This window comes from Enhydrobacter sp., assembly GCF_030246845.1.
Lineage (GTDB): Bacteria > Pseudomonadota > Alphaproteobacteria > Reyranellales > Reyranellaceae > Reyranella.
Genome location: NZ_CP126889.1, coordinates 3488002 through 3511632 on the forward strand (window position 1 = coordinate 3488002; position 23631 = coordinate 3511632).

The 23631-nt window shown below is 68.4% G+C and carries 19 protein-coding genes; 12 read left to right on the top strand and 7 right to left on the bottom strand.

Features of this window, described 5'->3' with window-relative positions; genetic code table 11:
- The first annotated feature begins 200 nt into the window (after positions 1–200).
- Positions 201–827, top strand: a complete 627-nt coding sequence (locus OJF58_RS17535) for a hypothetical protein (protein WP_300779001.1) — start codon at positions 201–203, stop codon at positions 825–827.
- A gap of 28 nt (positions 828–855) precedes the next feature.
- Here the strand turns inward: OJF58_RS17535 and OJF58_RS17540 are convergent, their stop codons facing one another.
- Entirely contained in the window at positions 856–1299 is a 444-nt protein-coding gene (locus OJF58_RS17540) for a VOC family protein (RefSeq protein WP_300779002.1), read from the bottom strand.
- A 248-nt stretch (positions 1300–1547) separates the two neighbouring features.
- On the opposite strand from OJF58_RS17540, the gene OJF58_RS17545 reads away from it, so the two are divergent.
- From OJF58_RS17545 to OJF58_RS17555, 3 genes are read left to right on the top strand one after another with little or no spacing between them, the layout of a single operon-like run.
- Entirely contained in the window at positions 1548–2327 is a 780-nt protein-coding gene (locus OJF58_RS17545; protein WP_300779003.1) for a gamma-glutamyl-gamma-aminobutyrate hydrolase family protein, read from the top strand.
- A gap of 22 nt (positions 2328–2349) precedes the next feature.
- Complete coding sequence (locus OJF58_RS17550; RefSeq protein ID WP_300779004.1) at positions 2350–2973, top strand: DUF1326 domain-containing protein; 624 nt, start codon at positions 2350–2352, stop codon at positions 2971–2973.
- Positions 2939–3760, top strand: coding sequence for a DUF2182 domain-containing protein (locus OJF58_RS17555; protein WP_300779005.1), 822 nt, complete (start codon positions 2939–2941; stop codon positions 3758–3760). Before OJF58_RS17550 ends, OJF58_RS17555 begins: the two co-directional genes overlap by 35 nt.
- 15 nt (positions 3761–3775) lie before the next feature.
- On the opposite strand, the gene OJF58_RS17560 is transcribed toward OJF58_RS17555, so the two are convergent.
- The gene (locus OJF58_RS17560; RefSeq protein ID WP_300779006.1) at positions 3776–4666 is read right to left on the bottom strand and encodes a TauD/TfdA family dioxygenase; all 891 of its coding nucleotides are present in this window, start codon (positions 4664–4666) and stop codon (positions 3776–3778) included.
- A gap of 97 nt (positions 4667–4763) precedes the next feature.
- On the opposite strand from OJF58_RS17560, the gene OJF58_RS17565 reads away from it, so the two are divergent.
- Both OJF58_RS17565 and OJF58_RS17570 read left to right on the top strand, forming a co-directional pair.
- Positions 4764–4970, top strand: a complete 207-nt coding sequence (locus tag OJF58_RS17565) for a hypothetical protein (RefSeq protein ID WP_300779007.1) — start codon at positions 4764–4766, stop codon at positions 4968–4970.
- Between the two features lie 40 nt (positions 4971–5010).
- Positions 5011–5319: a metalloregulator ArsR/SmtB family transcription factor gene (locus OJF58_RS17570; RefSeq protein ID WP_300779008.1), complete on the top strand. Its 309-nt coding sequence runs from the start codon at positions 5011–5013 to the stop codon at positions 5317–5319.
- Between the two features lie 288 nt (positions 5320–5607).
- Here the strand turns inward: OJF58_RS17570 and OJF58_RS17575 are convergent, their stop codons facing one another.
- The 5 genes from OJF58_RS17575 to OJF58_RS17595 form a co-directional block, all read right to left on the bottom strand.
- Positions 5608–7239: a long-chain-fatty-acid--CoA ligase gene (locus OJF58_RS17575; RefSeq protein WP_300779009.1), complete on the bottom strand. Its 1632-nt coding sequence runs from the start codon at positions 7237–7239 to the stop codon at positions 5608–5610.
- 13 nt (positions 7240–7252) lie between these two features.
- Complete coding sequence (locus tag OJF58_RS17580) at positions 7253–8401, bottom strand: mandelate racemase/muconate lactonizing enzyme family protein (protein WP_300779010.1); 1149 nt, start codon at positions 8399–8401, stop codon at positions 7253–7255.
- 111 nt (positions 8402–8512) lie between these two features.
- Positions 8513–9550 (bottom strand): 2-oxoglutarate and iron-dependent oxygenase domain-containing protein, encoded by a 1038-nt coding sequence (locus OJF58_RS17585; protein ID WP_300785311.1) that lies wholly within the window; start codon positions 9548–9550, stop codon positions 8513–8515.
- Complete coding sequence (locus OJF58_RS17590) at positions 9496–10479, bottom strand: 2-oxoglutarate and iron-dependent oxygenase domain-containing protein (protein WP_300779011.1); 984 nt, start codon at positions 10477–10479, stop codon at positions 9496–9498. The genes OJF58_RS17585 and OJF58_RS17590 overlap by 55 nt, the downstream gene beginning before the upstream one ends.
- 118 nt (positions 10480–10597) lie before the next feature.
- Positions 10598–12232 carry a 3-(methylthio)propionyl-CoA ligase gene (locus OJF58_RS17595; protein ID WP_300779012.1) on the bottom strand — a complete coding sequence of 545 codons (1635 nt, stop codon included), beginning with the start codon at positions 12230–12232 and terminating at the stop codon, positions 10598–10600.
- Positions 12233–12409: 177 nt separating this feature from the next.
- Between OJF58_RS17595 and OJF58_RS17600 the strand changes: the two genes are divergently transcribed.
- From OJF58_RS17600 to OJF58_RS17625, 6 genes are all read left to right on the top strand, one after another.
- Positions 12410–14380, top strand: a complete 1971-nt coding sequence (locus OJF58_RS17600; RefSeq protein ID WP_300779013.1) for a mechanosensitive ion channel domain-containing protein — start codon at positions 12410–12412, stop codon at positions 14378–14380.
- Positions 14381–14408: 28 nt separating this feature from the next.
- Positions 14409–15359, top strand: coding sequence for an aldo/keto reductase (locus OJF58_RS17605; RefSeq protein WP_300779014.1), 951 nt, complete (start codon positions 14409–14411; stop codon positions 15357–15359).
- 115 nt (positions 15360–15474) lie between these two features.
- Entirely contained in the window at positions 15475–16548 is a 1074-nt protein-coding gene (locus OJF58_RS17610; protein ID WP_300779015.1) for an MBL fold metallo-hydrolase, read from the top strand.
- A gap of 9 nt (positions 16549–16557) precedes the next feature.
- On the top strand, positions 16558–17544 hold the full coding sequence (locus tag OJF58_RS17615; RefSeq protein WP_300779016.1) for an adenylate/guanylate cyclase domain-containing protein: 987 nt from the start codon (positions 16558–16560) through the stop codon (positions 17542–17544).
- Between the two features lie 1278 nt (positions 17545–18822).
- Positions 18823–20001, top strand: a complete 1179-nt coding sequence (locus tag OJF58_RS17620; protein WP_300779017.1) for an acyl-CoA dehydrogenase family protein — start codon at positions 18823–18825, stop codon at positions 19999–20001.
- A gap of 49 nt (positions 20002–20050) precedes the next feature.
- A complete protein-coding gene (locus tag OJF58_RS17625) occupies positions 20051–23623 on the top strand; it encodes an adenylate/guanylate cyclase domain-containing protein (RefSeq protein WP_300779018.1) in 3573 nt (1190 codons plus the stop codon).
- Positions 23624–23631: the final 8 nt, after the last annotated feature.

Consider the following 23631-nt stretch of genomic DNA (forward strand, 5'->3'; position numbering starts at 1 on the left):
GAAGGAAGAGGCGAGCGCGGCGCAGAATGCCTGTGCGGCGGCCAAAATCCATCCTGAAAAGACGGCCGGACGCCCCGAAGGCCCTTGCGAGCGACAGCGCGAGCGACCATGTCTGAAAGACGGCGCCATTTGCGCCGCGATCGATCGTCGCCGTCCCGGCAGTATTTCACCGGTGTCGGGGCGAGAGAGGGGCCGTCGTCATGCAGATCGTCAGGCAAGGGAGCAGGCACATCCTCCCGGGCCTTTTGTGCGCGCTCGCCGTGACGGCCTGCCTCGGCGCGACGGCGCAGGCAGAGGCGCCGGCGGCGAAGGTTCTCGCCTGGAGAGTCGAGCCGGATGCCCAGCCGTCGCACTATGCCGCCGTCGCGCCGTCGGAGACCAACCTCAATGTCGAGAGCGTCGTGCTGGCGTGCGAGAGGGCGGGCGACCGCAATGTCCTGCAGCTCCAGCTCTATCTCACCGACGATGGCCCGTTGCTGCCCCGGGGCGCCACGACGGCGGACCTCAAGGATCAGCCGCGGGCCGAGATCGCGATCGATGGTCGGGTCTTTCCGGTGAGCCTGCTGTTCGGCGACGCTTACGCGGTGCTGGCCGACCGGCAGGTGGAGGGCTTCGCCGCACTGTCCGACGGTTTCGTCGATGCCATGGCCAACGGTCGCCGCATGATCTTGCGGCTCGATCTTGTCGCCGCCCAGCCCGGCGCGGCCGACGCCTTCGACGGCGAGGCGGTGGTCGATCTGAAAGCGGGCGGCGGCAGCGCGGCCATCGAGGCCGTGCGACGCTGCGCCTCGCCCGCGACCGGCCGGACCGTCGGCCTCGACCGCTGAGCCGGACCCGGCCGGACGCGCCGCGCGGTCAGGCCTTGACGCGATTGCTCGCGCGGCAATTGCATTTGTCGATCTGGTGCAGCTCGACCATGTTGCCGCACGGATCGTTGAGGAAGACCTGCAGCGAATCCGGGCTCGTCAGCCCCTCGATCTGCCAGTAGGGCACGCCCATGCGGTCGAGCTCGGCGCGGGTCTGGATGATATCGGCCACCGCCAGCGCGACATGCGGCAGGGTGGGATCCTGACCCGGCCCTATCGCCGCCGGCGAAGGCTGGGCGCCGCCGAACAGATGGATCTGGCCGACCTCGCCGACATTGATCCACATGCCCGGGATGCCGGGAATGGTCGGCCGGCCGGGATCGCGTTCGAGGCCGAGCACGCCGGTGTAGAACGTCTCCAGCGCCTTCATCTTCCGGTCTTCCGCGTCGATGCGGAAGCCGGTGTGGTGGATTTCCAGGACCTTGATCGCCATCGCTCGAACTCCTCCGCTTGCGGCTCGATGTTTCTCGACGGGCCCGCCGCTGTCGAGGCGAAATCGCCGGGCCCGACCGTCGAGCGGAGCAAGGCCGGTGCCGGGCGAGGGTGGGAGCGGGCACGAGACTGGGCCGCCGAGGCCGCCGGCAGGGACGTGCCAGCGACATCGACCCCGAGGCGAAGACTCGCCCGCGGCGCGAAAACCGGCTTAACTGGAAGGGCAATATTTTCTGCGTGAGCGCCTGGATGAGAAAACCGGTGGTGGGCGTGATCGGAAGCGCCCACCTGATCAACGACCGTCACAATGTGCAGATCGTCGGCCAGCGCAATCTGCGCGCCGTCGCGGAGGTCGCGGGCGCGCTTCCGCTGATGTTCGCCGGCACGCCGGACATCACCGACATCGACGCCCTGCTCGGCGCCGTCGACGGCATCCTGCTGACCGGCGCGCGCGCCAACGTCCATCCGTCGTGCTTCGGCGTCGAGCCCGACGCCCGGCACGAACCCTACGACCCCGATCGCGATGCGATGGCGCTGGCGCTGATCGAGGCCTGCGTCGAGCGGGGCGTGCCGCTGTTCGGCATCTGCCGCGGGCTGCAGGAGATGAACGTCGCGTTCGGCGGCTCGCTGCATCCCGAGATCCGCGAGCTGCCGGGGCGCATGAACCATCGCATGCCGCGCCTGGCGAACGGCGAGATCCATCCCGATCCGCAGGTCGTGTTCGCCGACCGCCACGAGGTGCGGCTCGCGCCGCAGGGCGAGTTCGCGCGCCTTCTCGGCTGCGACACGATCCGGGTGAACTCGCTGCACGGCCAGGGCATTCTCGAGCCCGGCCGGCGGATCGTGGTCGAGGGCGTGGCGGAGGACGGCACGATCGAGGCGATCCGCATCGCCGACGCGCGATCGTTCGCGCTGGGCGTCCAGTGGCACGCCGAATACGATCCGCAACGCAACCCCGTCAACCGCACCCTGTTCGAGGCGTTCGGCGCGGCCCTGCGCGACCGCCGGGCCGGCGGTGCAATGGAATGACCGGCAACAGGGAGCGATCGCCATGGCGCAGAAGACCTGGGAGCTGAGCGGCCAATACATGGAGAGCTGCAACTGCGACTATCTCTGCCCCTGCATCTTCACCAATCCGCAGGCTTCGGCGACGCACGAGCATTGCACGGCTCTCATGGTCTATCGCATCGATCGCGGCCGTCATCGCGAGATCTCGCTCGACGGCCTTAAGTTCGCGCTGGTCATCCGCTCCGGCCGCGTCATGTCGGACGGCGGCTGGATATTCGGCGTCGTCGTCGATGAAACCGCGAACGAAACGCAGCGACAGGCGCTCGCCGCCATCGCCGGCGGCACGGCCGGCGGGCCGCCGCAGATGATCCGCGACAATCTGGTGAGCGACTTCCGCGGCATCGAATACCGGCCGATCGAGTTCACGGCCGACGGCCTGCATCGCGCGGCGAGCATCCCGGGCGTGCTCGCCTTCGCGATCGACGGCGTGGCGTCGCGCAACCGCTCCGGCGAGCCGTTCTATATCGACAATACCGCGCACCCGGCGAACCGGCGGCTCGCGCTGGCGAGGGCCAGCAATCTCGAGGTGCAGGGCTTCGGTCTCGCCCTCGGCCTGGCCGGCAAGGGCAACAATGGGCATTTTGCGCCCTTCGCCTGGGGCGCCTGAGCCGTCGGCGCGGCCGGCCGCGGCCGGCTGGCCGTTCGACCGCCAGCGCGGCCTGATCGCGGGCGCCCTCGTCGCCCTGGTGGCGCTGTGCTGGCTCCATCTCGCCCGTCTCGCCGCCGACATGGCGGCGATGGATCCGGACATGACGATGCCGTCGGAGGGCGCCCTCGATCTCGTCCTCCTGCTCGCCATGTGGTGGATCATGATGATCGGCATGATGCTGCCCGGCGCCATGCCGATGATCCTGACCTTCGCCTCGATCGCCCGCACCGCGCGGGCGCGCGGCCAGCCCTATGTGCCGACCGCGATCTTCGCCGCGGGCTACCTCGTGGCCTGGGGCGGCTTCAGCGTCGTCGCGACGCTCGCGCAATGGGGGCTCGAGCAGGCGAGCCTCCTGTCGCCGATGGCGATGAGGATCACCAGCCCGGCAGCAGGCGGCGCCCTGTTCGTCGCCGCTGGCCTCTACCAGCTGACGCCGCTCAAGCGGCGCTGCCTCAGCCACTGCCGCTCGCCGTTCGGCTTCGTGCTCAACCGCTGGCGAAGCGGGCTCGCCGGCGCGCTGGGCATGGGCCTCGAGCACGGCCTCTACTGTCTCGGCTGCTGCTGGGTCCTGATGGCACTGCTGTTCGCAGTCGGCGCCATGAACCTCCTGTGGGTGATCGGGCTCGCCGCCGTGGTCCTCGTCGAGAAGCTGTTCCCGTCCGGCGTCTGGATCGCCCGGATCGGCGGGCTCCTGCTGATCGCCTGGGGCGTGGCCTTGCTGGTTGGCAGCCTGCCGGGACCCTGACCGGTCTCGTCGCCGTCAAGGCGCCTGGTCGAGGCTCGACACTTCGTTGGTGAGCGTGGTGCGGCGCATGTCGCGCACCGCGGTGTGATCGTAGCGGCGGGCGCGGTGCATGGTGACGCGGTTGTCCCACATCACCAGATCGTGCGGCCGCCAGACATGGGCATAGACGAACCGGCGTTGCGTCGCGTGCTCGGTGAGATCGCGCAGGAAGGCGCGCGCCTCGGGCACCGGCCAGCCTTCGATGCCGCCGGCGTGGCTGGAGAGGTAGAGCGACAGCCGGCCCGTGCGCGGATGGCGGCGCACCAGGCGCTGGCGCACCGGCGCCCACTTGGCGCGCTCCTCCTCGGTGAAGTCGGTGAAGCCCAGGATGCCGCGGGAAAAGATCTGGCTGTGCACGCAGACGAGGTCGTGCACCTCGCGCCTGGTGGCTTCGTCCAGCGCATCGTAGGCCGCACGCATGTCGGCGAACTCGGTGTTGCCGCCGGTCGGCGGGATGGTGCGCGCCGACAGGATCGAGTACTTGGCCGGCACCGGCTTGAACGAGCTGTCGGAGTGCCAGAGCTGGTTGCCGAGCCCGAACAGGCGGCGCCGATCGTCGCGCGCCACCACCTTGTTGTTCTTGTCGAGATTGGAGATATCGTTCAGGTCCATGCTGACACGCCGCTCGTGCGGGGCGGCGATGTCGCCGGTCGCCGTCTCGAGCGGTCCGAGCGCGCGGCTGAAGGCAAGCTGCTGTTCGTCGTCGATGTCCTGGTCGTGGAACACCAGCACGCCGAATTCGTCCATGCCGTCGTGGACGGCGGCAACTTCCGCCGCGGTCGGTGGCTTCCTGAGGTCGATGCCGGAGACGACGCCCGCGAAGAAGGCCCGGCCGACCGGATCGATGGGCGCAATGGCGATGGTCATAAGGGAAGTTTAACGCCGATGCCGGAATGGTGGAACTGCATCGCCTCGCTCCGCGGGGCATCGCGTGGCGGCCTCCATCGGCACGAGCGCCACTCCAGTGGCGCCATCATGCCTGCGGCTGATCGGGCCGCCATTCCGGAAGGGCGGACCACTCGGCGAACAGGCGGCCGTTGGCCTGGCGTGGCTCGTCTTCACCGAGGCGCCGGCGGCCGCGACGCTGCTGGGCGGCGCGATCGTCCTGGCACCGGTGGTGGGCGACGTGGCCCCGCCGCGCCCGCCGATGGTCGTCAGGCAACCGCCTTGACTCGGAAGGCGCAGGACAAGACATTTGAACAGATATTCAAATGTCGAAGGCCAGGAAAACCGTTCTGTCCGACAGCCACGCCGCGGCGCTGGCCGATCTGTTCCGACTGCTGGGTGATGCCACGCGCCTGCGCATCGTCGTCGCCTGCCTGCGCACGCCGCTCGCCGTGTCGGAGATCGCCGGGCGACTGGGACTGTCGGTCTCGCTGGTGAGCCATCATCTGCGCCTGCTCAAGGGCGCCCGTCTGGTGCGGGCCGAGCGCCAAGGCAAGCAGGTCTTCTATGGCGCCGACGACGAACACGTCCGCCGCATGGTCGAGGACATGCTCACGCACGTCGCCGAGGACTGAGGTGGGCGCAACTGGAGTTGCGCCTGTCCTGAGCGAAGCCGAAGGGCGCTCCGATGAGCGTCCGGAGGAGCGCGCCAATAACAAGAAACAAGAGCAGACGTCCCAGTGTCGTGTCATCCCGAGCGAAGCGAGGGATCTTTCGCAGCGCCGACAAAGGATCCCTTGCTGCGCTCGGGATGACACGGCCTTACCGAAAAGCACTTGTTCATTCCTGGAGGGTCTGCCCTTCGCTGGTGGCGAATTCCAGTGGCGCAATCTTGCTCTTTCAGTTCCGCCCTGGCCCGCCGCCTATGCCGTCGGCAGCTTGTAGTCCTCGAACTGCTTGCGCAGCGCGGTTTTCAGGATCTTGCCGGTGGCGCCGTGCGGGATGGCGTCGATGAACTGCACGTCGTCCGGCATCCACCATTTGGCGACCTTGCCGTCGAGGTGCCTGAGCAGGTCCTCCTTGGTGACGTTGGCCTCGGGGCGTTTCACCACGACCAGCAGCGGCCGCTCGTCCCACTTGGGATGATGGACGCCGATCACGGCCGCCTCGGCGACGCCCGGGCAGCCCATGGCCGCGTTCTCCAGATCGATCGAGCTGATCCATTCGCCGCCCGACTTGATCACGTCCTTGGAGCGGTCGGTGATGACCACCGAGCCGTCGGGCTCGATCTTGCAGACGTCGCCCGTCATGAACCAGTCGTCCTCGAGGAACTGGCTTTGGCCGGCGCCCTTCATGTAGCCCTTCACGATCCACGGCCCGCGCACCACCAGATTGCCCGACACGGTGCCGTCGTTGGGCAGGTCGTTGCCGGCGTCGTCGATGATCTTCATCTCGCAGCCGAACACCGGCCGGCCGGCCTTGGCGGTGATGGCGAAGCGCTCGGCGTCGGGCAGATTGCGTTCGCCCCGGTTGAAGCGGGTGAGGGTGCCGAGCGGGCTCATCTCGGTCATGCCCCAGCCCTGCGCGACCTCGACCTGGTGCTCCTTCCAGAAGCGCTCGATCATGGCGAGCGGAACGGCCGAGCCGCCGATCAGCGAGCGCTTCACGGACGACATCTTGAGCTTGTTCTGGGCGCAGTAGTCGAGCAGCGCCAGCCATACGGTCGGCACGCCGGCGCTCAGGGTCACCTGCTCCTTGTCGAGGAGCTCGTAGACGCTGGCGCCGTCGAGCTTGAAGCCGGGGAAGACCAGCTTGGTGCCGCAGAACGGGCCAGCATAGACGAGCCCCCAGGCGTTGGCGTGGAACATCGGCACCACGGGCAGGATCGTCGTGTCCGGATCGAGCGCCAGCACCGGCCCCGACGCCATCATCATCGAATGGATCATGGTCGAGCGGTGCGAGTAGAGCACGCCCTTGGGATTGCCGGTCGTGCCCGAGGTGTAGCAGAGCGACGAGGCGGTGTTCTCGTCGAACAGCGGCCATTCGATCGTGCCCGGCTTGTCGGCGATCAGCTCCTCGTAGCACAGGAGCTCCGGGATCTTCTTCGAGGTCGGCATGTGGGCGCGGTCGGTCATGACCACGACATGCTTCACGGTCTCGAGCTGGTCGTAGACGTTCTCGACCACCGGCAGGAGGTTGAGATCGACGAAGATGACCTTGTCTTCGGCATGGTTGGCGATGTAGGCCACGTGGTCGGGCGCGAGCCGCGGGTTGATGGTGTGCAATACCGCCCCGAGGCCGGAGATGCCGAAATAGAGCTCGAAGTGGCGATAGGTGTTCCAGGCGATGGTGCCGACACGGTCGCCGAGCTCGATACCCAGGCCTTGCAGCGCCTCGGCCACCTGCTTGGCGCGCTTGTGCGCCTGCCGGTAGCCATAGCGGTGGATCGGCCCCTCGACGGTCCGGGTCACGATCTCGACGTCCGGATAGGACGCGGCGGCGAAGTCGATGATCTGCGAAATCAGCAGCGGACGGTCCTGCATCAAGCCCAGCATGGCGCTCCCTCGGTTACGCGTGCCGCTCGATATGGAGGCTTCTGAAATTCGCGAGCGGCTTCAAGTCCGGTTCTAGGCCGAGTCCCTGCCCGTTGGGAAGTGATACGCAGCCTTCGGTCACATCGAGAACACCGGCCAGGAGCCCTTCGCGCAGCGGATTGGGATTGGCGTCGACCTCGAGCAATCCCGGCCCGCGCACCGCCGCCAGCAGATGCAGCGAGTGCATCAGCCCGATCGCCCCGCCCAGGAAATGGGGACAGTAGGTGCGGCCGGCGGCCAACGCCGCCCTGGCGACCGGCAGGCAGCCGGAATGGCCACCCCATTTCGCGGCATCGGGCTGGAGAACGCCCAGCAGGCCGGAGTCGATCGCCTGCTGGAAGGCGCCGGCGCCGCGCAGGTTCTCGCCGCCGGCCAGCCGCGCCGGCGCGGCCGCCGCGACCTGGACCCATTCCGCAGCCGGCCGGTCGGCGGGCAGCGGCTCCTCGATCCAGCCGAGGCCGAACTCGGCGAGCTTGGGCGCCATCCGGCACGCGGCTCCGAGGTCCCAGCCCTGGTTCACGTCGACCATCAGCCGCTCGCTGCGCTGGAGCGTCTTCGCCACCGGTCGCAGCGTGCCGAGGTCGGTCTCCTCGCCGAACCCGATCTTGATCTTGAAGGCGCGATAACCCGCGGCGCGCGTGCGTTCGACCGTTTCCAGCGCGGCCCGGCCGGGATTGAGACCGGAGGCATAGACGGGCACCGAGGAATCGTCGGTGCCGCCGAGCGCGCGCCACAGCGGCAGGCCGCGCTTGCGGGCCCGCAGATCGTGGATCGCGAGGTCGAGGCCGGCGGTCGCGGCCGATAGCGCACCCGCGTCGCCGCTCTGCAGGCGCAGCACGTGCAGGCCGCGATCGATCGCCGCCCACAGCGCCGGCGGATCGTCGAGCGGCTGGCCGAGCGCGCGCGGCGCCACGATCTCGGCGAACAGCAGCGCGCGGTGTTCGGCCGACGCGGTCGGGAAGTTGGACCAGATCTCGCCCCAGCCGCGGGCGCCATCCGAATCCTCGACGCGCACGAACACCGCGACCCGCTCGGTCATGGTGCCGAAGGAGGTGCGGATCGGCTCCCCGATGGGAACGCGGAAGACATGCGCCTCGACGCGCGCGAGCGTGGCCGTGGTCAACTGGTCCTCAGAGTCGGATTGTCATCCCGAGTGCAAGCGAGGGATCTTTTGCGGCACCGACCAAGGATCCCTCGCTACGCTCGGGATGACACCGAGTTTTTGATTGAACAATCAATCGGCGGCCTGGGGATCCTTCAGCAGGTCGTAGGTGCGCTGCTGATAATGGACCATGTAGTCGGTGTAGTAGGTCGTCGGATAGTTCGGCGGCCTGTCCGGCCCGACGGTGGTCGGCACGGCGGCGATCGGCCAGTCGATGTTGCTGTCGCAGAAGAAGGCCAGCGCATAGCGCTCGCCGCCGGAGCGGTTGACCGCGCGGTGGGGAGTCGCGAGGAAGAAGTCGTTGGTCCAGCGCAGCAGGAGCTGGCCGCCATTCACGACATAGGCATTGGGGATCGCCGGCGCCTCGATCCACTTGCCGGCCGGGGTGCGGATCGAGAGGCCGGGCACGTCGTTGGGCGCGAGCAGGGTGAGGAAGCTGGTGTCGGTGTGGGGGGCAATGCCGAACTCGTCGTCGGCCGGGACGTCCTGCGGCGGATAGTGCGTCATGCGGAGCTTGTACTGGCTCTCGCGGAAGGCTGCGTCGAACCAGGTCGCCGGCAGATCGAGGGCGCGGGCGTAGAGCGGCACCAGCTTCCGCACCAGCCGCTCCATCGTCTCGCAATAACCGACGATGGTCTTGCGGAAGCCCGGCAGAGCGCCGGGCCAGCGATTGGCGCCGCGGAACCGCCGGTCGGCCACCACGTCGGGATGATCGGCCGGCAGATCGCGCGCGACAAAGAAGGCCTCGTTGAGGTTGGCCTTGGTGACCGTCTGCACCACCGAGGTGCGCAGCGTGTCGCCGCGCATCGGCAGGTAGCCGACATTGTGCCGGTCGATCCGCACCGCCATCTTTTGCTCGAGCGGCAGGGCGTGGAAACGGGCGGCCTCGCGAAAAGTGTCTGCGATCAGGGCCGGCGGTACGCCATGATTGACGATGAAGTAGAAGCCGATCTCGGCGAGCGCGAAGCGCAGCTCGCGGGCACAACGTTCCCTCGCCCCCGGCTCGCCCGCGAGATAGGGCCCGAGGTCCAGGACGGGAATGATGTCGGTGCTCGTCAGTCGGCTGCCTGCGCTTCGTTCAGGACGTCGTAGTTCCGCTTCTGATACCAGATCATATAATCGGTATAGTAGGTCGTCGGATACTTCAGCGGCCGGTCGGGACCGATGGTAGTCGGCACCGCGGCCACCGGCCAGTCGATGTTGCTGTCGCAGAAGAACGGCAGCGCATAGCGCTCGCCGCCGCTGCGGTTGACGGCGCGATGAGGGGTGGCGAGGAAGAAGTCGTTGGTCCAGCGCTGCAGCATCTGCCCCCCGTTCACGACGTAGGCGTCGGGAATGGCCGGCGCGTCGATCCACTTGCCGCTCTGGGTGCGGATCGAGAGACCCGGCACGTCATTGGGTGCCAGCAGGGTGAGGAAGCTCGTGTCGGTATGCGGCGCGAGACCGAACTCGTCGACCGCCGGCCCTTCCTGCGGCGGATAGTGGGTCATACGCAGCGAGAACTGCGGATCCTGGAAGGCGGCATCGAAATACTCGGCCGGGAGATCGAGGGCGCGGGCGTAGAGACGCACCATCTTCTGCACCAGGCGCTCGAGGTCGTTGCAGTAGTCGATCACGGTCTCGCGGAAGCCGGGCAGATCGGGCCAGCGGTTCGCCCCTCGAAAGCGGCGGTTGGCGAGCACGTCCGGATGATCCGGCGGCAGCTCGCGTTTCACGAAGAAGGCTTCGTTGAGGTTGGGCTTGGTGTTCGACTGCACCGTCGAGGTGCGCAGCGTATTGCCCCGCATCGGCATGTAGCCGGTGGTATGCTCGTCGATCTTGAGCGCCAGCTTCTTCTCCAGCGGCTGGGCGTGGAAGCGCTTCACCTCGTCGAACACGCGGCGGATCTTCTCGCGCGCGATGCCATGATTGACGATGAAGTAGAAGCCGATCTCGGTGAGGGCGAAATGCAGCTCCTTCGCCGTGCGGTCGAGCGCCCCCGGCTCGCCCGCGAGATAGGGCCCGAGGTCGACGACGGGGATGGTCTCAGTGGCGGCCATGACGCCTGCTCCTTCGTGCGGAACCGATGGTGCCGATTCACAAACGATAGGCGGCAATGGCCCGAGGGTCCACCCGCGGCAGCGCGGAATTTCGCAGCCCAAGTCGGCCGGCGGCAAGTCAGCCGGCCGTCGGCAGCTTGTAGTCGCGGAAGTCCTCGCGCAGGCGGGTCTTCAGGATCTTGCCGGTCGCGGTATGCGGAATGTCTTCGACGAACTGCACATCGTCGGGCAGCCACCATTTGGCCACCTTGGTGCCGAGGAACTCGATCAGCTCCTTCTTGTCGAGCGTGGCGCCGGGCTTCTTGTGCACGATCAAGAGCGGCCGCTCGTCCCACTTGGGATGATGGATGCCGATCACCGCCGCCTCCGCCACCGCCGGATGGGCCATCGCCGCGTTCTCGAGGTCGATCGAGCTGATCCATTCGCCCCCCGACTTGATCACGTCCTTGGACCGGTCGGTGATCTGCATGTAGCCGTCGGCATCGAGGGTCGCCACGTCGCCGGTCGTGAACCAGCCGTCGTCGTCCAGGATCTCGCCGCCCTCGCCCTTGAAGTAGCCGCAGGTCACCCACGGGCCGCGCACCAGCAGATCGCCGAACGCCTTGCCGTCGCGCGGCAGCTCCCGGCCGCCTCCGCCCACGATCTTCATCTCGACGCCGAACGGCGGCCGGCCCTGCTTGACGCGAAGATCGAGCTGCTCGCGACGCGAGAGCCTGAGGTGCTTGGCCTTGGGATGGTTGATCGAGCCGAGCGGGCTCATCTCGCTCATGCCCCAGGCGTGCAGCACCTCGACGCCATAGTCCTCGTCGAAGGTCTCGATCATGGCCGGTGGTGCCGCCGAGCCGCCGATCACGGCATGTTTCAGCGTCGACAGCTTGAGCTTGTTGGCTTGCATGTGCTGCAGCAGCGCCAGCCACACGGTGGGCACCCCGGCGGTGAACGTCACCTCCTCCTGCTCGAACAACTCGTAGAGGCTCGCGCCGTCGAGGGCGACGCCCGGGAACACCAGCTTGGCGCCGACCAGCGCCGAGGTGTAGGGCAGCCCCCAGGCGTTGACATGGAACATCGGCACCACCGGCAGCACGACCGAGCGCGCCGAGAGGTCGAGCATGTCGGGCAGGGCGGCCGCGTAGGCGTGCAGGATGGTCGAGCGGTGGGAATAGAGCACGCCCTTGGGATTGCCGGTCGTGCCCGACGTGTAGCAGAGCGAGGACGCCGTATGCTCGTCGAAGGTCGGCCACTCGTAACGGCCTGGCTTGTCTGCCAGCAGCTCCTCGTAGACCAGCAGGTTCGGGATCGCGAGGTTCCCGGGCAGGTGGGCGCGATCGGTCATGGCCACGACGTAGCGCACGGTCTTGAACTGCGGCAGGAGCGCGGCGACCGCCGGCAGCAGGTTGAGGTCGACGAAGAGGAGCTGATCCTCGGCATGGTTGACGATGTAGACGATCTGCTCGGGGAACAGCCGCGGGTTGATCGTGTGGCACACCGCGCCCATGCCGGAGATGCCGTAGTAGAGCTCGAAGTGGCGATAGCCGTTCCAGGCCAGCGTGCCGATGCGCTGGCCGGCCTCGATGCCGAGCGCCAGCAGGGCCTCGGCCACCTTCTTCGCCCGTTGACGGGCATCGCGATAGGTATAGCGGTGAATGCCGCCCTCGAGCGTGCGCGACACGATCTCGGTGTCGCCATGGTTCAGCGCCGCATGCTCGATGAGCTGCTGGATCAGGAGTGGACGGTCCTGCATGAGGCCGAACATCGGGCGTTCTCTCCGAAAAAGTCGGTTGTCAGGGACAGGCCCAAAACCTAGCAGACCGTCTGAGCCATGCCAGCGTCCACGGGGCCGCAGACCCGGCGCCACTGGCGAGGCGCTCGGTTCTGGCCTACCGTCGGCCAAGGGTAGAGGCAGATCACGGCGATGGTCCGGAAGACTACAGTGATAGCGGGCGCCGCGGCCCTCTTCGCGGCCGGGCCGGCGGGGACTGCTTGCGCGCAGGTCAGCAAGGCGTTCAGCACCAACGGGACGCTGGGGACGTTCCTCACCCAGTTGTCGGACCGGCTCGACCATACGATCCAGCACATCCCCAAGCTCGGCCGTTACCTGCTCGCCCTGCCGCAGCAGTTCGACCTGCCCACCACGCTGCTGCTGATCGGCATCGTGGTCGGCGGCCTGGCGGCGGAATTCGTCGTCCGTCAGGTCCTGCAGCGGCTGCGCCACCGCGGCTTTGCCCGCCATTCGACCGAATCGCCCCTGCGGGCGTTCCTGCACGGCGCTTTGCTCGACGCGGTCGCGTTCCTCGCCCTGGTGGTGGCGGCGCGCTACATCGCGGGCCAGGTCGGCGCTCCCGACACGGTGCCGGGCAAGGTCGCCCATCAGGTCCTGGTCGCGCTGCTCTATTGGCGCGGCTTCAATTTCGTGTTCCGGACCTGGCTGCATCCGGACGCGCCGGAGGGCCGCATCGCCCCGGTCGACGACGCAACGGCGCGCCGCCTGCTGGTCGGCCTGAACGTGGTGATCCTCCTGCCCATGCTGGCCCGCCACATCGTGCAGTTCATGGCCGTGACCCAGGCCGGCTCGAACGTGATCTCGACCGCGGTGGTCCTCTACGTCCCGGTCTTCGGCGCGGCCCTGATCTACGCCATCTGGCATTGGCGCCGCGACATGGCGGCCTGGTTGGCGGGAATGGTGCAGGAGAAGGACCTGTTCCGGGCGCTGAAGCTCGCGATGGCGAAAGAGTGGTGGGTCGCGGGCGTCGTCTTTTACGCGGTATCGGGATCGGCCGCGGTCTATGCGGCGATCACCGAGCGGGCGGCCGCCATGCACGGCCTCGCCGGCGTCGAGTCGATGCTGATCCTTCTGCTGCTGCTGGAGACACTCGTCCATCGTCGCACGCGCCATCTGCCGACGGAGGTGCCGACGGTGGGCGAGGTGCTGGCGGCCTGCCTGCGGCTGGCGGTGCGGCTGCTGGTGATCGTCGTCGCCGTGCAGGGCATCCTGATCGACGCCCTCGGCATGATGTCGCCCGAGGACTGGGAGCCGCACGAGCGGGCGATCAAGCTCGCGGCGGTCACGACCTTCCTGATCTATACGCTGTGGCGGTTCGTGAAATTCCGCATGGACCGCTACATCGCCGACAATCCGCTGCCGTCGGCGGGCTTCGGCGGCGATGCGGCCGACAACGGCGACCTGCCGCCGGCGGCGTCGCGGCTGCGCACCATCATGCCGGTCCTGCGCGTGACCGCCGGCGTCGCGATCCTGATCCTGGGCGGCCTGCTGGTGCTGTCCGAGCTCGGCATCAACATCACGCCGCTGATCGCCGGCGCCTCGGTTCTGGGGCTCGCCGTGTCGTTCGGCAGCCAGTCGCTGGTGCGCGACATCGTTTCCGGCATCTTCTTCCTGGCCGAGGATTCCTTCCGCGTCGGCGAGTATATCGATGCCTCGAAGGTCAAGGGCACGGTCGAGGGCTTCTCGATCCGCTCCATCCGGCTGCGCCACCAGAACGGCCAGCTTCACATCGTGCCGTTCGGCCAGCTTCTTCACGTCACCAACTTCAGCCGCGACTGGACGACGGTGAAGTTCAACCTTGCCTTTACGATCAACACCGACGTCGAGCTGCTGCGCAAGACGGTGAAGAAGATCGGGCTCGAGATGATGAGCGAGCCGCAGTTCCAGAAGGAGCTGCTGCAGCCGCTCAAGATGCAGGGCATCGTCGACATCAAGGACGCCTCTCTGATCGTGCGCTTCAAGTTCACGGCCAGGCCGAAGAATCCCAGCCTGATCCAGCGCACCGCCATCCGCCGCATGTTCGAGGCGCTGCCCAAGCTCGGCATCGAGTTCGCACGGCCGCCCTACGCCGCCTTGGGGTTCGGCGGGCTGGATCCCGCCGCCCGCGCCGCCGCGCAGTAGTATCGTCAGCTTTCGAGGAGGAAACGACATGGAAAAGCGCAAGCTCGGCAAGTCGGGCATCGAGATCGCGCCCATCGCCTTCGGCGGCAACGTGTTCGGCTGGACCGCCGATGAGGCGACGTCGCACCGGCTGCTCGACGCCTTCGTCGATGCGGGCTTCTCCTTCGTCGATACCGCCGACGTCTACTCGCGCTGGGCGCCCGGCAACAAGGGCGGCGAATCGGAGACGGTGATCGGAAGCTGGCTCAAAAAGGACAAGAGCAAACGCGACAGGATCGTGCTTGCCACCAAATGCGGCATGGGCCTGCCCTCGCGGGCGCTGTCGCGCAGTCACATCGTGGAGTCGGTCGACGCCTCGCTGAAGCGGTTGAACACCGACCGCATCGACCTCTTCCAGTCGCACAAGGACGACAAGGATACGCCGCAGGAGGAGACGCTCTCCACCTACGCCGAGCTGATCAAGGCGGGCAAGATCCGCGCCATCGGCGCCTCCAACTTCGAGGCGCCGCGGCTTGCCGAGGCGGCGAGGATCGCCGGGGAGAAGGGCCTGCCGCGCTACGAGAGCCTGCAGCCGCACTACAACCTGATGGAGCGCGGCCTGTTCGAGGGCGCGCTGGAGAACGAGTGCCTGAAGGAGGGGATCGGAGTCATCCCGTACTACTCGCTGGCCAGCGGCTTCCTGTCGGGCAAGTATCGGTCGGACGCCGATCTCGCCAAGAGCAAGCGCGGCGCCGGCGTGAAGAAATACCTGAACGACAAGGGCTTCGCTGTGCTGAAGGCGCTCGACGGGGCGGCCAAGAAGCACAATGCCAGCAACACGCAGGTGGCGCTCGCCTGGCTGATGCAGCGCAAATCGATCACCGCGCCGATCGTGAGCGCGACCAGCCTCGCCCAGCTCGAGGACCTGATCGCGGCGCCCCGCGTCGAGCTCGACGCCGAGTCGGTCGCGGCCATCGACAAGGCGAGCGCGCCAGGCTGATGGCGGGTCAAAGGAAGGGCAATCGCATATGACGAAGAAGCCTGGCTGACACGAACGGGTGGTCAGGACTGGTTCATCGGCGGTAGCCTTGGGGGCAAAGGGGAAGGGAAGGCCAATGCTCGTCTTTCGTCAGCTTTTCGACCCGACCTCGTCGACCTACACCTATCTCCTGGGTGATCGCGCCAGCGCCGAAGCGGTGCTGATCGATCCCGTCTTCGAGCAGGTGAGACGGGATGCGGCGCTGATCGCCGAGCTCGGCCTCAGGCTCCTGTGGACGCTGGAAACCCATGTCCACGCCGATCACGTCACCGGAGCGTGGCTGCTGAAGAACCGCCTGGGCAGCCAGATCGCAGTCTCCGCCGCGGCCGGCGTGACGGGCGCCGACTGGCTCCTGCAGGACGGCGACCGGGTGCGGTTCGGCAAGCGCTCGCTCGAGGTGCGGTCGACGCCCGGCCACACCAACGGCTGCATCACCTACGTCCTCGACGACGAGACCATGGCCTTCACCGGCGATTGCGTGCTGATCCGCGGATCCGGACGGACCGACTTCCAGCAGGGTGACGCGCGGGCGCTTTACCGCTCGGTGCGGTCGCGCATCTTCTCGCTGCCCGAGACCTGCCTGCTCTATCCGGCGCACGACTATCGCGGGCTCACCGTGACGAGCGTGGCCGAGGAGAAGCAGCACAATCCGCGGCTGGGCGGCGAGGCGGGCGAGGCCGACTATGTCGGCTACATGAAGAACCTCGACCTGCCGCATCCCAAGAAGATCGACGAGGCGGTGCCGGCCAATCTGCGCTGCGGGCAGCCGGGCAACGAGGCGTCGTCCGCGCTTGATCCCGACTGGGCGCCGCTGCGCTTCACCTTCGGCGGCGTCTGGGAGGTCGAGCCGCACTGGCTCGAGGAGAATCTCGGCGCCGTGCGCGTGCTCGACGTGCGCGAGCCCGAGGAGTTCTCGGGCCCGCTCGGCCATATCCGCGGCGCCGTGCTCGTGCCGCTGGGAGAGCTTGCCCAGCGGGCGAAGGAGCTGCCCAAGGACAAGCCCATCGTCGCGGTCTGCCGTGCCGGCAGCCGCTCGGCCCATGCCACTGCCATCTTGCAGAAGGCGGGCTTCACCGACGTGGCGAACCTCCCCGGCGGCATGCTGCGCTGGCGCGGCGAGGGCCGCGGCGTCGAGGGTGGCGCCCTGTAGGAGCGGGGGATGGATATCCGCGGCTGGCTGGAGCGATTGGGGCTTGGGCAGTACGCGGACACCTTCGTTGCCAATCACATCGATGCGACGCTGCTCGGAACGTTGACGGCCGACGATCTGCGCGAGCTCGGCATCGACTCGGTCGGTCATCGCAAACGACTGCTGGCGGCGATCGCGGCGTTCGAGCAGGCGCCCGCTGCCGGGCCGGCTGCGGAGGCCGATCGCCGTCAGGTGGCTGTCCTGTTCGCCGATCTTTGCGGCTTCACCGAGCTGTCGGCGCGGATCGGCGCCGAGGATGTGCGGATTGTCGTCGAGAAATTCCTGGCCCGTGCGGACGAGGTGGTCGCCGAGTTCGGCGGATCGGTGGACAAGCATATCGGCGACGCTGTGATGGCGCTGTTCGGCGCTCCGGTTGCGCACGAGGACGATTGCTGGCGGGCCGTCTCGGCGGCCGATGCCCTGCAGCGCTCGATGCCGGCGCTGTCGACGCATTTCGGCCGGCCGCTCGCGACCCATGTCGGCATCGCGCTGGGCGAGGTGGTGGCCGGCGAGATCGGAGGCAGTGTCCGGCGCGACTACACGGTGCTCGGCGACACCGTCAATCTGGCGGCGCGGCTGGTCGCCGTCGCGGGGCCGGGCGAGATCCTGCTCAGCGATCCGGCGGCGCGTGTGCTTGCCGGCCGGGTGCGGCTCGTCGATGCCGGTCTGCGCGGCGCAACGGCTGCATGCATTGGCTGCCGACTGGTACGGCGAGAGCGAGGCCGATCTGCGCGCCCAGCATCTCGATCGGGCCGGAGATCCCCGGGCCGCGGCGGCCTATCGCGTGGCGAGCGAGCGGCTGCGCGCATCCGGTCGGATCGCGCTCGCCCTCCAGCGCGCAAGGCGCGGCCTCGAGCTCGCACGGGAGGGCGAGCAGGTCGTTCCCCTGTCGCTGCTCGCCGGTCATCTGATGTTGGATCTCGGCGTGCCGCACGAAGCCTTGAGCCGGTTTCGTGACGTCGTCGGGCTGGCAAGAGGTGATGCACAGATCGCCGAGGTGGAGTTGGGGCTGGCCTCCGCCATGCGCATCACCGATGACCTGCCCGGCGCCGAGCAAGCCGTCCAGCGGGCGCAGGCGGCGGCCGAGCGCGGCGGCCATATCGAGCTCGAATCGCGCTGTCGTCATCTGCGCGGGAATCTCCTGTTCCCTCTGGGCCGGGTCGACGACTGCATGGTCGAGCACCGTGCCGCCCTGGCATTGGCCGAGCGGGCCCAATCGCCGGAGCTGGTCGCGCGGGCCCTGGGCGGCCTCGCGGATGCATTCTATGCCCAGGGCCGCATGCGGTCGGCGCGCGACGCTCTCGAGCGCTGCATCGGCGCCGCGCGGGCGGCGGGCGCCGCCAGCGTCGAGATCGCCAACCGGCCGATGATGGCCTTCGCCGAAAGCTGCATGCTGCAGCTCGACAGGGCGCGAGAGCTCGCCGAGCAGGCGCGCCTGCTCGCGCTGCAGGCGCGGAACGGCCGCGCGGAGCTGATCGCCTTGCATGGTCTGATGGTTGCCGCCATCGAGGCGGAGGATCCGGAAGCGGGGCTGCCGCACGTCGCGCGATCGCAACAGATCGTCGCCGAGCTCGGCGCCTGGCGCTTCGAGGCCGAGAATCTCGTTTTCGGTGCGCAGCTCGAGCATGCCGCCGGCCGGCCGGACCTCGCCGCGCGGATGGCGCGCGAGGCGGTGTCGCTTTGCCGCGACCATGCGATGGCCTATCTCGGCGGCCTTGTTTTCGGCATGGGCGCCGCGCTGACCGACGATCCGTCCGAGCGCGATTCGTGGCTGGAGAAGGGCGATGCCCTGCTGTCGGCTCCGTCGCTCGGGCATAACCATCTCTTCTTCCGGCGCTATGCCATCGATGCCTCGCTGAAAGCCGGCCGGGCGGCGGAGATGCGACGCCACGCGCATGCCCTGCGGGCGTTCGTTGCCGCCGAACCGAATCCGTTCGTCGACCTCGTTGTCCAGCGCGCCCTGTTGCTGGCCGATGCCCTCGATGGCCGCCTGGAGCCGGCAGGCCGGGCCGACCTTTCCCAACTCGGCGAGCGGGCCTTGCGCGCCGGGTATCGGCAGCTTGCCGGGGCGATGCTGGCGGTCTTGCAACAGGAGCGGCGAGCGTCGCCGCGGCCGGCAGCGGATTAAGTTTTGCGGACTAAGTTTTCCGTTGTGTGCGGTCGGTCACAGTAAACCCGGGTCCGTCGCCCTAGCGTCGCCTCGCAAGCCACTCTCGGTCTTGCAGGAGGCAGCGAATGGACACCATGATTGCGGGCTATGACGTCCTGTCGGACGACCTGCTCAAGCGTTTTGCCGGGCGTGTCGGCACCTACGATCGCGAGAATCGCTTCTTCAAGGAGGATTTCGAGGATCTGAAGCGCTCTGGCTACCTTACGATCTGTGTTCCCAAGGAGCTGGGAGGAAAGGGCTTCAGCCTGGCCGAGTTCTGCCGCCAGCAGCGGCGTCTGGCCTACTATGCGCCGGCGACGGCGCTCGGCGTCAACATGCATCTCTACTGGGTGGGACTCGCCGCCGACCTCTACCGCGCTGGCGACCGCTCGCTCGAATGGATGCTGCGCGAGGCCGCGGCCGGCGAGATCTTCGCCGCCGGCCATGCCGAGCGCGGCAACGACATCCCCGTGCTGCTCGCGACCACCACGGCCAAGAAGGTCGACGGCGGCTTCGCCTTCACCGGCCGCAAGATGTTCGGCAGCCTGGCGCCGGTATGGACCCGCTACGGCCTGCACGGGTTGTGGGCCGACGCGCCGGGCGGCCCCAAGGTCGTGCACGGCTTCCTGCCGCGCAACGCCAAGGGCTACCGCATCGTCGAGACCTGGGACACGCTCGGCATGCGCGCCACGCGCAGCGACGACGTGCTGCTCGAGGAAGCCTTCGTGCCTGAAAAGTACATGGCCCGCACCTTGCCGGCCGGCGGCGCCGACGCCTTCGTGGTGGCGATCTTCGCCTGGGCGCTGCTGGGCTTCGCCAACATCTACTGTGGCATCGCCGAGCGGGCGCGCGACCTGGTGCTGCCGGCGATCAAGGGCAAGGGCTCGATGGGCCTCACCCGCAGCATGGCCTACCATCCCGGTGTGCAGCACGGCGTCGCGGAGATGGTGATGGCGCTCGACACGATCGCCCCGCTTCTCGACCACGTGGCCAACGACTGGTCGAACGGCGTCGACCATGGCGCCGCCTGGCCGGCCAAGATCGTCTCGGCCAAGGCCCATGCCGTCGAGACCTGCTGGAAGATCGTCGATCTCGCGATGGAGCTGTCCGGCGGCACGGGCATGTTCAGGTCGAACGAGCTCGAGCGGCTGTTCCGCGATGCGCGCTGTGGTCGCTTCCATCCGGCGAACGCGATCCTGGCTCACGAGATCGTCGGCAAGACCGCCCTCGGCATCGACCTCGGCGAGCAGCCGCGCTGGGGGTGATCGGGGGGCCGATACCTGCCAGACTGAGGCGTTCCCTCGGGGAGGGCGCATGGCCGAAGATATCGAGCGCTGGCTCGCGGAGCTGGGCCTCGGCAGGTATGCCGAGGCCTTCGCCGCCAACGGCGTCGATTGGGACGTGCTGGCCGACCTCACCGAGAAGGACCTCGAGTCGCTCGGCCTGCTGCTGGGCGATCGCAAGCGCCTCCTGCGCGCCATTGGCCTGCTCGACGGCGCGAACACGCCGGCGCCGCGCCGTGCCGTCGACGGGGCGGAGCGGCGGCAGATCACCGTGATGTTCGTCGACCTCGTGGACTCGACGCCGCTTTCCGAGCGCCTCGATCCCGAGGACATGCGCGCGCTTCTGCAGAGCTTCCACGGCCTGTGCGCGGCGGCCGTCGAGGCCCATGGCGGGCATGTGGCCCGCTACATGGGCGACGGCATCCTGGTCTATTTCGGCTACCCGCAGGCGCACGAGGACGATGCCGCGCGCGCCGTCCATGCCGGCCTCGGCATCCTGGAGAACCTGCGCGCGGCCAACGACCGCCAGGGCGAGCCCGGCACCCGGCTGAGCGCGCGCATCGGCATCTATACCGGGCTCGTGGTGGTGGGCGAAGTGGGCGCGGGCCCGGCGCGCGACCAGGACGCGATCACCGGCGAGACGCCCAACATCGCCAACCGCCTGCAGACCGAGGCGGCGGCCGACTCGGTCGTCATCGGCGACGCCACCCAGCGGCTGGTGGAGGGCCTGTTCGAGCTCGAGGATCTGGGCCCGCGCCGGCTCAAGGGCGTCGGCCATCCCGTCGGCATCTACCGTGTCCTCGGCGAAAGCGGCGCGGTCGACCGGTTCGGTCTGCGCGCCCGCACCCGCCGCAGCATGACGCCGCTGGTGGGGCGCGAAGCCGAGCTCGACATGCTGCGCCGCCGCTGGCAGCAGGCCCGGGATGGCGAGATGCGTTGCGTCCTGCTGGGCGGCGAGGCCGGCATCGGCAAGTCGCGGCTGCTGCGCGCCCTGCGCGACAGCCTGAAGGGCGAGGCGCACGAATTCCTGCCGCTGTTCTGCACCTCCCACCATTCGAACAGCGCCTTCTGGCCGGTGCTGGACTGGTTCCGGCGCATCTTGCGCTACGGCGCGCCCTCCCGCCCGCAAGCCGGCACCGTCCCGCTCGACCGGATCGTGGGACCACTCGACCTCGACATGACCGAGGCGATGCCAATCCTGGAAGCCTTCCTCGACCTGCCGGGCGACGAGCGCTATCCGCCGGCCGACCCTGCCGCGCCCTCCTTCCGCCGCCAGTTGATCGACGTCCTGGTGAAGATGATGGGGGCGACGGCACGGCGGAGGCCGCTGCTGCTGGCGGTCGAGGACGCCCACTGGATCGACCCGTCGACGCTGGAGTTCCTGCAGCAGGTGCAGGAGCAGCTGCCGGCCGCGCGCGTCATGCTGCTGATCACCGCCCGGCCGACCTTCAAGCCGGCCTGGATCTATCCGCAGTTCGTCCAGATCAATCTCGACCGCCTGTCGCGGCGCGAGCGCGTGGTCATGGTCGAGCGCCTGGTCGGCGGCGATCGCGTGCTGCCCGAGCCGGTGCTGGCCGAGATCGTGGCCAAGACCGACGGCATCCCCCTGTTCGTCGAGGAGCTGACCAAGGCGGTGCTGGAGGGCGGCGTGCTGCGCGAGACCGAGGCGGCCTACGAACTCGTCGGGTCGCTCAGGACCATCGCCATTCCCGATACCCTGCAGGGCTCGCTGATGGCACGCCTGGACCGGCTCGACGCCGAGGCGCGCGAGGTGGCGCAGATTGGCGCCACGATCGGACGGGAATTCTCGACCCGCCTGCTGGCGCGGCTGGCCGGCCGCCCGGAGGAGGAGCTCGGCGCGCCGCTGGCGCGTCTGGTGGCGGCGGAGATCGTCGTGCCGGCGACAGTCGAATCCTTCGCCGGACCGTCGCACGTGTTTCGCCACGTCCTCATCCAGGAGGCAGCCTACCAGTCGCTGCTGCTGGCGCGCCGACGCCAGTATCACGTGGCGGTCGCCGAGGCGATCGAGGCCCATTTCCCGGAAACCGCCGCGATGCAGCCGGAGACTGTCGCCCAGCATTGGACGTCGGCCGACCGCGTCGACGAGGCGATCGAGTGGTGGCGCCGTGCCGGCGAGCGCGCCTTCGTCCGCAGCGCCTACCAGGAAGCCGTCGCCCACTTCCAGCGCGGCGTCGAGCTTGCGGAGCGCCAGCCGGGTGAGACAAGGGATCGCTATCAGCGGGCGCTTCCCCTCCTGCTGGCGCGCGGTGACGCCGAAACCAAGGCGACCATCCTCTCCGCCGGCGCCACCTATCTGGAATGTCTCCGCATCGCCCGCCGCGAAAATCTGCCGGCGTTGATGGTCCTGGCGGCGCTGAAGTACGCCGATTCGGAGGTCTACGTCTCCGCGCCCAGCAAGACATCGGTCGCTGTGCTCGACGAGACCTTGGCGGTGGTCGGCGAGGGCACGCTCGATCGCTGCCGGGTGCTGAGCCGGCTGGCCAAGGCGCTGCTGTCGACCGGCGAGACGGAGCGCGGGCGCGAGGTCCTGCACGAGGCCCGCCAGATGGCCGAGCGGCTGAACGACCGGCGCAGCCTGTACGAAGTTCTGGTCAGTGATCTCATGCCCAATGCCGGCCCGCCGCCCAGCGGACCCGCGGTCGAGGAGCGGCGGCAGGCGCTGGCGCTGGTTTGGGAAATCGCCGAGGAGTTCGAGTCGATCCTGAAGATGCAGGCGCTGTCGCGCTCCAGCGCGGGCTTCCTCGAGATCGGTGACATCGAGGGATTCGAAAGAACCGCGCGGATGCAGCAGGAGATCGCGCAGACGACCCGCGCCAGTTTCGACAAATGGCTCGCGGCGAACGCCAACGCAATGCGTGGGATCGTCCAGGGGACCTTTGGCGATGCCGAACGATCATCCCTGGAGGCGCTGAATGCCTTGAGCGGTCTCGACGTCGATTTTCCGCTGGGCATCCACGGCATGCAGATGTTCACGATCCGGCGCGAGCAGGGCCGGCTGACCGAGGTGGCGCCGCTGGTGAAGCGCTTCATTCGCGAGAATCCGGACAATGCCATATGGCGGCCAGGCCTGATGCTGATCGCCAGCGATCTCGGCTTCGAGGGCCAGGCGCGGCGCAACTTCGACATGATGGCGGAAACGGGCTTTGCGTTGCCGCTCGACAGCAAGCGCACGGTGACGCTCGCCTATCTCGCCGAGGTCTGCGCGCGGCTGGGTGACGTCCGTCGCGCCAGCCAGATTCGCGAGCTCCTCCTGCCATACCGCGATCTCGCCGTCGTCGTGCCGATCCATGCGCTCTGTTGCGGCGCCGCGGCGCGCTATCTCGGCATGCTGTCCACGACGATGGGAGACTGGCCGTCGGCGGAGCGCTATTTCGAGACGGCGCTTGCGATCGAGGAGAGGATGAAGGCATGGCCGTGGCTTGCCCACACCCGGCACGAATATGCCGCGATGCTGTTGGCGCGCGGACGGCCGCAAGATAGAGTCCGGGCCGGAGAGTTGCATGACATGTCGCTGGCGGCGGCCGACCGGCTGGGGATGGGGCGCCTGCGCCAGCGTCTCCTGGGTTCGGCCGCGGCGGCCTGATCAATCCG

What these genes read in the sequence shown, in the direction of transcription:
- OJF58_RS17540 (WP_300779002.1), bottom strand. Translation starts at nt 1,299, where the DNA reads ATGGCGATCAAGGTCCTGGAAATCCACCACACCGGCTTCCGCATCGAC.
- OJF58_RS17620 (WP_300779017.1), top strand. Translation starts at nt 18,823, where the DNA reads ATGGACACCATGATTGCGGGCTATGACGTCCTGTCGGACGACCTGCTC.
- OJF58_RS17545 (WP_300779003.1), top strand. Translation starts at nt 1,548, where the DNA reads ATGAGAAAACCGGTGGTGGGCGTGATCGGAAGCGCCCACCTGATCAAC.
- OJF58_RS17555 (WP_300779005.1), top strand. Translation starts at nt 2,939, where the DNA reads ATGGGCATTTTGCGCCCTTCGCCTGGGGCGCCTGAGCCGTCGGCGCGG.
- OJF58_RS17610 (WP_300779015.1), top strand. Translation starts at nt 15,475, where the DNA reads ATGCTCGTCTTTCGTCAGCTTTTCGACCCGACCTCGTCGACCTACACC.
- OJF58_RS17535 (WP_300779001.1), top strand. Translation starts at nt 201, where the DNA reads ATGCAGATCGTCAGGCAAGGGAGCAGGCACATCCTCCCGGGCCTTTTG.
- OJF58_RS17590 (WP_300779011.1), bottom strand. Translation starts at nt 10,479, where the DNA reads ATGGCCGCCACTGAGACCATCCCCGTCGTCGACCTCGGGCCCTATCTC.
- OJF58_RS17625 (WP_300779018.1), top strand. Translation starts at nt 20,051, where the DNA reads ATGGCCGAAGATATCGAGCGCTGGCTCGCGGAGCTGGGCCTCGGCAGG.
- OJF58_RS17560 (WP_300779006.1), bottom strand. Translation starts at nt 4,666, where the DNA reads ATGACCATCGCCATTGCGCCCATCGATCCGGTCGGCCGGGCCTTCTTC.
- OJF58_RS17605 (WP_300779014.1), top strand. Translation starts at nt 14,409, where the DNA reads ATGGAAAAGCGCAAGCTCGGCAAGTCGGGCATCGAGATCGCGCCCATC.
- OJF58_RS17615 (WP_300779016.1), top strand. Translation starts at nt 16,558, where the DNA reads ATGGATATCCGCGGCTGGCTGGAGCGATTGGGGCTTGGGCAGTACGCG.
- OJF58_RS17550 (WP_300779004.1), top strand. Translation starts at nt 2,350, where the DNA reads ATGGCGCAGAAGACCTGGGAGCTGAGCGGCCAATACATGGAGAGCTGC.
- OJF58_RS17570 (WP_300779008.1), top strand. Translation starts at nt 5,011, where the DNA reads ATGTCGAAGGCCAGGAAAACCGTTCTGTCCGACAGCCACGCCGCGGCG.
- OJF58_RS17595 (WP_300779012.1), bottom strand. Translation starts at nt 12,232, where the DNA reads ATGTTCGGCCTCATGCAGGACCGTCCACTCCTGATCCAGCAGCTCATC.
- OJF58_RS17575 (WP_300779009.1), bottom strand. Translation starts at nt 7,239, where the DNA reads ATGCTGGGCTTGATGCAGGACCGTCCGCTGCTGATTTCGCAGATCATC.